Source organism: Micromonospora sp. NPDC004336 (genome assembly GCF_053602615.1).
This window is the reverse complement of record NZ_JBSGDY010000077.1, coordinates 21,428-27,458: the sequence shown is the minus strand read 5'-3', so window position 1 is coordinate 27,458 and position 6,031 is coordinate 21,428. Positions and strand designations below refer to the sequence as shown.

The following is a 6,031-nucleotide window of genomic DNA, read 5'->3' as shown; positions in this document are numbered from 1 at the left end:
CCAGCCGGTGCCGGTCTTGCCGGCGACCCGCCACTCGGGCAGCGCCGCGGCCCGGCCGGTGGCGCCCTCGACGGTGGTCACCGCCTCCAGGATCGGAATCGGCGGCGGCGCGGGGCGTGGCATGCTCGGTGCCGTGACCGTACGCGCCGCCAGCACCGTCCTCGTGGGCCGCCAACCGGAGATCGCGGCCCTGCGCGACGCCCTCGCCCGGGCCCGCGCGGGAGAGCCGACGACCGTCCTGCTCGGCGGCGAGGCCGGGGTGGGCAAGACCCGCCTGGTGGAGGAGTTCGGCCGCTCGGCCGTCGACGCCGGCGCCCGGCTGCTGGTCGGCCAGTGCCTCGAACTCGGCGAGGCCGGCCTGCCCTTCGCGCCGTTCGCGGCGGCGCTGCGCGCGGTGCTGCGCCGCGACGGTCCCGGCGTCTTCGACGGCTACGAGGCGGAGTTCGCCCGCCTCCTGCCGGAGCTGGCCCGGGGGCCGGTCGGTGCCGCCGCGCCCGCCCCGGCGCCGCTCTCCGACGCGCCGCGCGGCTACCTGTTCGACCTGGTCGCCGAGCTGTTCCAGCGGTTGGCCGCCGGGCAACCCCTGGTGCTGGTGATCGAGGACCTGCACTGGGCCGACCGGTCCACCCGCGACCTCATCGCCTTCCTGGTGCGGGCCGCCCGCACGGCCCGGCTGCTGCTGGTCTGCACCTACCGCACCGACGAGCTGCACCGTGGGCATCCGCTGCGCCCCTTCCTCGCCGAGCTGGACCGGGCGCGCGGCGTCGAACGGATCGAGCTGGGCCGCCTCGACCGGGACGGCACGGGCGCGGTCCTCGCCGACCTGCTTGGCGCCGAGCAGGTCGCCCGTACGGTCGACGACGTCCACCACCGCACCCAGGGCAACCCGTTCTTCATCGAGGAGCTGGCCGCCGCCGGTGGTCCGATCGGCTGCGCCGCGCTGCCCGAGACGCTGCGCGACCTGCTGCTGGCCCGCGTGGACCGGCTGCCCGATCTGGCCCAGCGCGTGCTGCGCATCGCCGCGGCCGGCGGGACCCGCTTCGCCCACCAGCTCATCGCCGAGGTCGCGGGGCTGCCCGAGCCCGAGCTGGAGGACGCGCTGCGCGCCGCCGTCGCCGCCCAGCTCGTGGTGGCGGACCCGGAGGGCGACTACGAGTTCCGGCACGCGCTGGTCCGCGAGGCGGTGCACGACGAGCTGCTGCCCGGCGAGCACGCCCGGCTGCACGCCCGCTTCGCGGCGGCCATCGAGGCGCAGCCGCACCTCGTGGGGGCCGGCCGCGCCCCGGCCGAGATCGCCCATCACTGGTACGCCGCACACGACCACCCCCGGGCCCTGGTCGCCGCCCGCACCGCCGCCTGCGCCGCCGCCGACCGGTACGCGTACGCGGAGCAGAGCCGGCTGCTGGAGCGCGTGCTGGAGCTGTGGGAGCTGGTGCCCGACGCGGGCGACCGGCTCGGCATGGACCACCTCGCGGTGCTGGAGGAGACGATCGCGGCGGCCACCACCGCCGGCGACTACCAGCGGACGCTCACCCTCACCCGGGCCGCCCTGGCGGAGGTGGACAGCGGCGCCGAGCCGCTGCGCGCCGCGCGGCTGCTGGACCGGCGCGGCCGGATGCTGGCCATGGTCGGCAAGAGCGACGGCACGGCCGAGCTGTGGGAGGCGTACCGGCTGACGTCGGCGGTGCCGGACGGGCCGGAGCGGGTCCGGCTGCTCGCCGACATCGCCGCGCACCTGATGCGGACGGACCCCGAGGACGCGGCCGCGCTCGCCGCCGAGGCGAGGGCGGCGGTGGAGGCGTACGGGGACGACCCGGAGCTGCTGCCGACCCGGATCACCATTCTCTGCCGTACCGAGTCCTCGCCCGAGCGCCGCCTCGCCGGGTTGCGCCAGGCCGAGGAGCGGGCCCGCGCCGCAGGCTCCGCGCCGGCGTTGGTGAGCGCGCTGGTCCACCTCTCCGACGTGCTCTTCGAGCTGGGCCGGTACGCCGAGTCGGCCGACGCCGCCGCCACCGGGGTGACGGAGGCGCGGCGGGTCGGCATCAGCCGTTCCGTCGGGGCGTACCTGCTGTCGAACCAGGCCGAGGCGCTGATCGCATTGGGTCGCTGGGACGAGGCCGACGCGGCGTGCGCGGAGGCGGCCCGGATCGATCCGCCGGGCGTCTCGGGCATGCACTGGCTGGAGCTGCGCGCGGGCCTGCGGCTGGCCCGGGGCCACCCGGGCGCGGAGGAGCTGGTGGGGCGGGCCCTCAGCTTCCTGGCCCGGCCGTACCTGTGGCCGAACCACCGGCTGCCCCTGCGGGAGCTGCGCATCCAGGCGGCGCTGGCGGCGGACGACCCCGCCGAGGCCGTCCGCGCGGCCCGCGACGCGCTGGCCGACGAGCGCCTGCCGCAGCTGCCCCACGAGGGCTGGCCGGTGCTCAGCGCCGTCGCCCGCGCGGCGGCGCTGGCCGGCGACCACGGGCTGGCCGCCGACGCGTCCGCGATCGCCGCCCGGCTGCCCGCCCGCGTCCCGGTCGAGCGGGCGCACGCCGCCCAGGTGGGCGCCCTCCTGTCGGCCGGTGCCGAGGCGCTGCCGGCGTGGCGGGCGGCGGTCGAGGCGTGGCGCGCGGACGGGCAGCCGTACCCGCTGGGACGGGCGCTGCTGGCGCTCGCCGAGGCGGCCGCCGCGGCGGGGGAGCGGGACGAGGTGGCGGCGGCGGTGGCCGAGGCGGCCACGATCGCCGACCGGCTCGGCGCGACGCCGCTCGCCGAGCGGGCCGCCACACTGGCCCGCCGGGTGGGGCTGCGCGGGGCGACCCGGGGCCGCCCCGGCGCCGACCTGCTCACCCTGCGGGAGCGGGAGGTGCTGCGGCTGGTCGCCGAGGGGCACAGCAACAGCCGGATAGCCGAGGAGCTGTTCATCTCGCCGAAGACGGCGAGCGTGCACGTCTCACGGATCATCGCCAAGCTCGACGTGAGCAACCGGGTCGAGGCCGCCGCGCTGGCGCACCGTCTCGGCCTGCTGGGCGAGCCCGCCGCCTCCCACTGACCGGGGGCGCAGAGCGCCGCCCAGCGTGACGCGCCACCCGGTCAGCCGGGGCGGCGGGCATCAGCTCCGGTACGGCGGGGGCGGAGGGTGCCGCTTCCGGCTCAGCCGAGCGGCGAGTGCCGCCTCCCGCCGGCCACCGGTCGGCGGGAGGTCGGTCGGTGCCGGGTCAGCCCGCGGTGACCGGGGCGCCCTCGCGGGCCTCCAGGGCCTGCCGGTAGAGCCGGCCGGCGCGGTAGGAGGAGCGCACCAGCGGCCCGCTCATCACGCCCGCGAAGCCGATCTCCTCGGCCTCCTCGCGCAGCTCGACGAACTCCTCCGGCTTGACCCAGCGGGTGACCGGGTGGTGCCGGGGGGTGGGGCGCAGGTACTGCGTGATGGTGATCAGCTCGCAGCCGGCCTCGTGCAGGTCGCGCAGCGCCTGGGAGACCTCGGCGCGCTCCTCGCCCATGCCCAGGATGAGGTTGGACTTGGTGACCAGCCCGTCGGCGCGCGCCTGGCGGATCACGTCCAGCGAGCGCTCGTAGCGGAACGCCGGCCGGATCCGCTTGAAGATCCGGGGCACGGTCTCCACGTTGTGCGCGAGCACCTCCGGGCGGGCGCCGAAGACCTCGGCGAGCTGCTCGGGGACGGCGTTGAAGTCGGGGATCAGCAGCTCGACGCCGCAGCCGGGCTGGAGGGCGTGGATCTGCCGGACGGTCTCGGCGTAGAGCCAGGCGCCGCCGTCGGGCAGGTCGTCGCGGGCCACGCCGGTGATCGTCGCGTAGCGCAGGCCCATCGAGACCACCGACTCGGCGACCCGGCGCGGCTCGTCGGCGTCGAACTCGGCCGGCTTGCCCGTGTCGATCTGGCAGAAGTCGCAGCGCCGGGTGCACTGGTCGCCACCGATGAGGAAGGTGGCCTCCCGGTCCTCCCAGCACTCGTAGATGTTGGGGCAGCCGGCCTCCTGGCAGACGGTGTGCAGCCCCTCGCGCGAGACGAGCCCGCGCAGTTGCGTGTACTCCGGGCCCATCTTGGCCTTGACCTTGATCCACGGCGGTTTGCGCTCGATCGGCGTCTCGGCGTTGCGCGCCTCGATGCGGAGCAGACGCCGCCCCTCGGGGGCGGGCGTCGCGGTGCGCGCTACCTGGCCGGTCGTCGGCGCGGAGTGCTCGATCGTCACGAAACCGAGCCTACGCCCGACGGCGGCCGTCGATGTACCGCGGGCGACGGGCGTCACGCCGGAAGTCTTGTGACGCCGCACACCGCGCCCGGGAAGAACGGCGTCACACGGGACGTCGGACAGGTGCTAGCGTGCCGGGCAGAGCTGTGACGGAGCCGAGTAGCGCCCCGACCCGCCAGTTGAAGAGAGCCGCCGGTTGCTGCGAGGCGGTCTGGCCCCGGCGTGCGAAGACCCTCCCGAGCTGCGGGAAGAACGGCCGGTGACGCGCGACGCGCCGTCCGCCCAGTAGAGCCCGCCCGGCTGGCCCCGGTGAAAAGGCGACGAACGAGGCTCCCGCTCCGGCGGGGGCGAAGGTGTGGTGGCACCGCGAGGTTCCCGCTCGCCCACACCTCCCGGGGATCGCGTTGCGATTGATCGAGGAGGTAACGCCGTGCAACGCATCCTTTCCCACCAGCTCTCCGCCCATGTCGGCGAGGACGTCCGCATCGCCGGCTGGGTGCACCGCCGCCGGCTGCTCAAGTCGGTGGCCTTCCTGATCGTGCGGGACTCCGCCGGCCTCGCCCAGGTGGTGGTCACCGACCCGGCCGTCCGCGCCGAGCTGGACGGGCTCGGCGAGGAGACCGTCGTCGAGGTCACCGGCACGGCGGTCGCGAACCCGACCGCGCCCGCCGGGGTCGAGCTGACGGCCCCGACGGTACGACCGCTCGGCCCGCCCGCCGCACCGCCGCCGTTCGACCTCTACCGGCCGGCGCTCACCGCGAGCCTGCCCACCCAGCTCGACCACGCGCCCGTGGCCCTGCGCCACCCGACCCGCGCGGCGGCGCTGCGCGTCTCGGCGGCGGCGGTGGCCGGTTTCCGGGCCGCGCTCGACGCCCGCGACTTCGTGGAGATCCACACCCCGAAGGTGGTCGGCTCGTCCACCGAGAGCGGGGCGAACGTCTTCGCGCTGGACTGGTTCGGCCGGCCCGCGTACCTGGCCCAGTCGCCGCAGTTCTACAAGCAGCTCATGGTCGGCGTCTTCGAGCGGGTCTACGAGGTCGGGCCGGTGTTCCGGGCCGAGCCGCACGACACGGTGCGGCACCTGGCGCAGTACACCTCGCTCGACGCCGAGCTGGGCTTCGTCGCCGACCACCGGGACGTGATGGCGGTGCTGCGGCACACGCTGGCCGGCATGCTCGACGCGGTACGCGGGCGGGCCGGCGCCGCGCTCGCCACGCTCGGCGTCGAGGCCCCCGAGGTGCCGGCGGAGATCCCCGCCGTGCACTTCACCGAGGCGCTCAGGATCGCCGGCGCGCCGGCCGACGAGCCGGACCTGGCCCCGGCGCACGAGCGGGCGCTGGGGGAGTGGGCGCGGCGGGAGCACGGCTCCGAGTTCCTCTTCGTCACCGGCTACCCGATGGCGAAGCGCCCCTTCTACACCCACCCCGACCCGGCGCGGCCCGCGTACTCGAACGGGTTCGACCTGCTGTTCCGCGGGCTGGAGCTGGTGACGGGCGGGCAGCGGCTGCACCGGCACGCCGACTACCTGGCGGCGCTCGCCGCGCGGGGCGAGCCGGTCGAGCCGTACGCCGGCTACGTCGACGCGTTCCGGCACGGCATGCCGCCGCACGGCGGCTTCGCCATCGGGCTGGAACGCTTCGTGGCCCGCCTGACCGGCGCGGCCAACGTCCGCGAGGTCACCGCCTTCCCCCGCGACCTCCACCGCCTGACCCCCTGACCGCCCCCGCCGCCCCCGCCCCCGGCCCCCTAGCCCTCGTTGATCATGACGTTGTCGTCGTCGGCATCGGCGTGTCGCGCCGACAACGTCATGATCAACGCGGCAGGGGTGGGGTGGGGGGTGG

Annotated in this window: 3 protein-coding genes and 1 pseudogene; 2 read left to right on the top strand and 2 right to left on the bottom strand. The window is 76.4% G+C overall.

Annotated features, from left to right (window positions below; genetic code table 11):
* A pseudogene (locus tag ACWENR_RS17525) lies at positions 1-168 on the bottom strand (penicillin-binding protein 2); the annotation flags it as partial.
* Between ACWENR_RS17525 and ACWENR_RS17520 the strand changes: the two are divergent.
* A complete protein-coding gene (locus ACWENR_RS17520; RefSeq protein WP_452278035.1) occupies positions 134-3,031 on the top strand; it encodes an ATP-binding protein in 2,898 nt (965 codons plus the stop codon). The pseudogene ACWENR_RS17525 and the gene ACWENR_RS17520 overlap by 35 nt on opposite strands.
* Before the next feature lie 166 nt (positions 3,032-3,197).
* Here the strand turns inward: ACWENR_RS17520 and lipA are convergent, their stop codons facing one another.
* Positions 3,198-4,247: a lipoyl synthase gene (lipA, locus tag ACWENR_RS17515; protein ID WP_452278034.1), complete on the bottom strand. Its 1,050-nt coding sequence runs from the start codon at positions 4,245-4,247 to the stop codon at positions 3,198-3,200.
* A gap of 373 nt (positions 4,248-4,620) precedes the next feature.
* Between lipA and aspS the strand changes: the two genes are divergently transcribed.
* Positions 4,621-5,907: an aspartate--tRNA(Asn) ligase gene (aspS, locus tag ACWENR_RS17510; RefSeq protein WP_452278033.1), complete on the top strand. Its 1,287-nt coding sequence runs from the start codon at positions 4,621-4,623 to the stop codon at positions 5,905-5,907.
* The last annotated feature ends 124 nt before the right edge of the window (positions 5,908-6,031 follow it).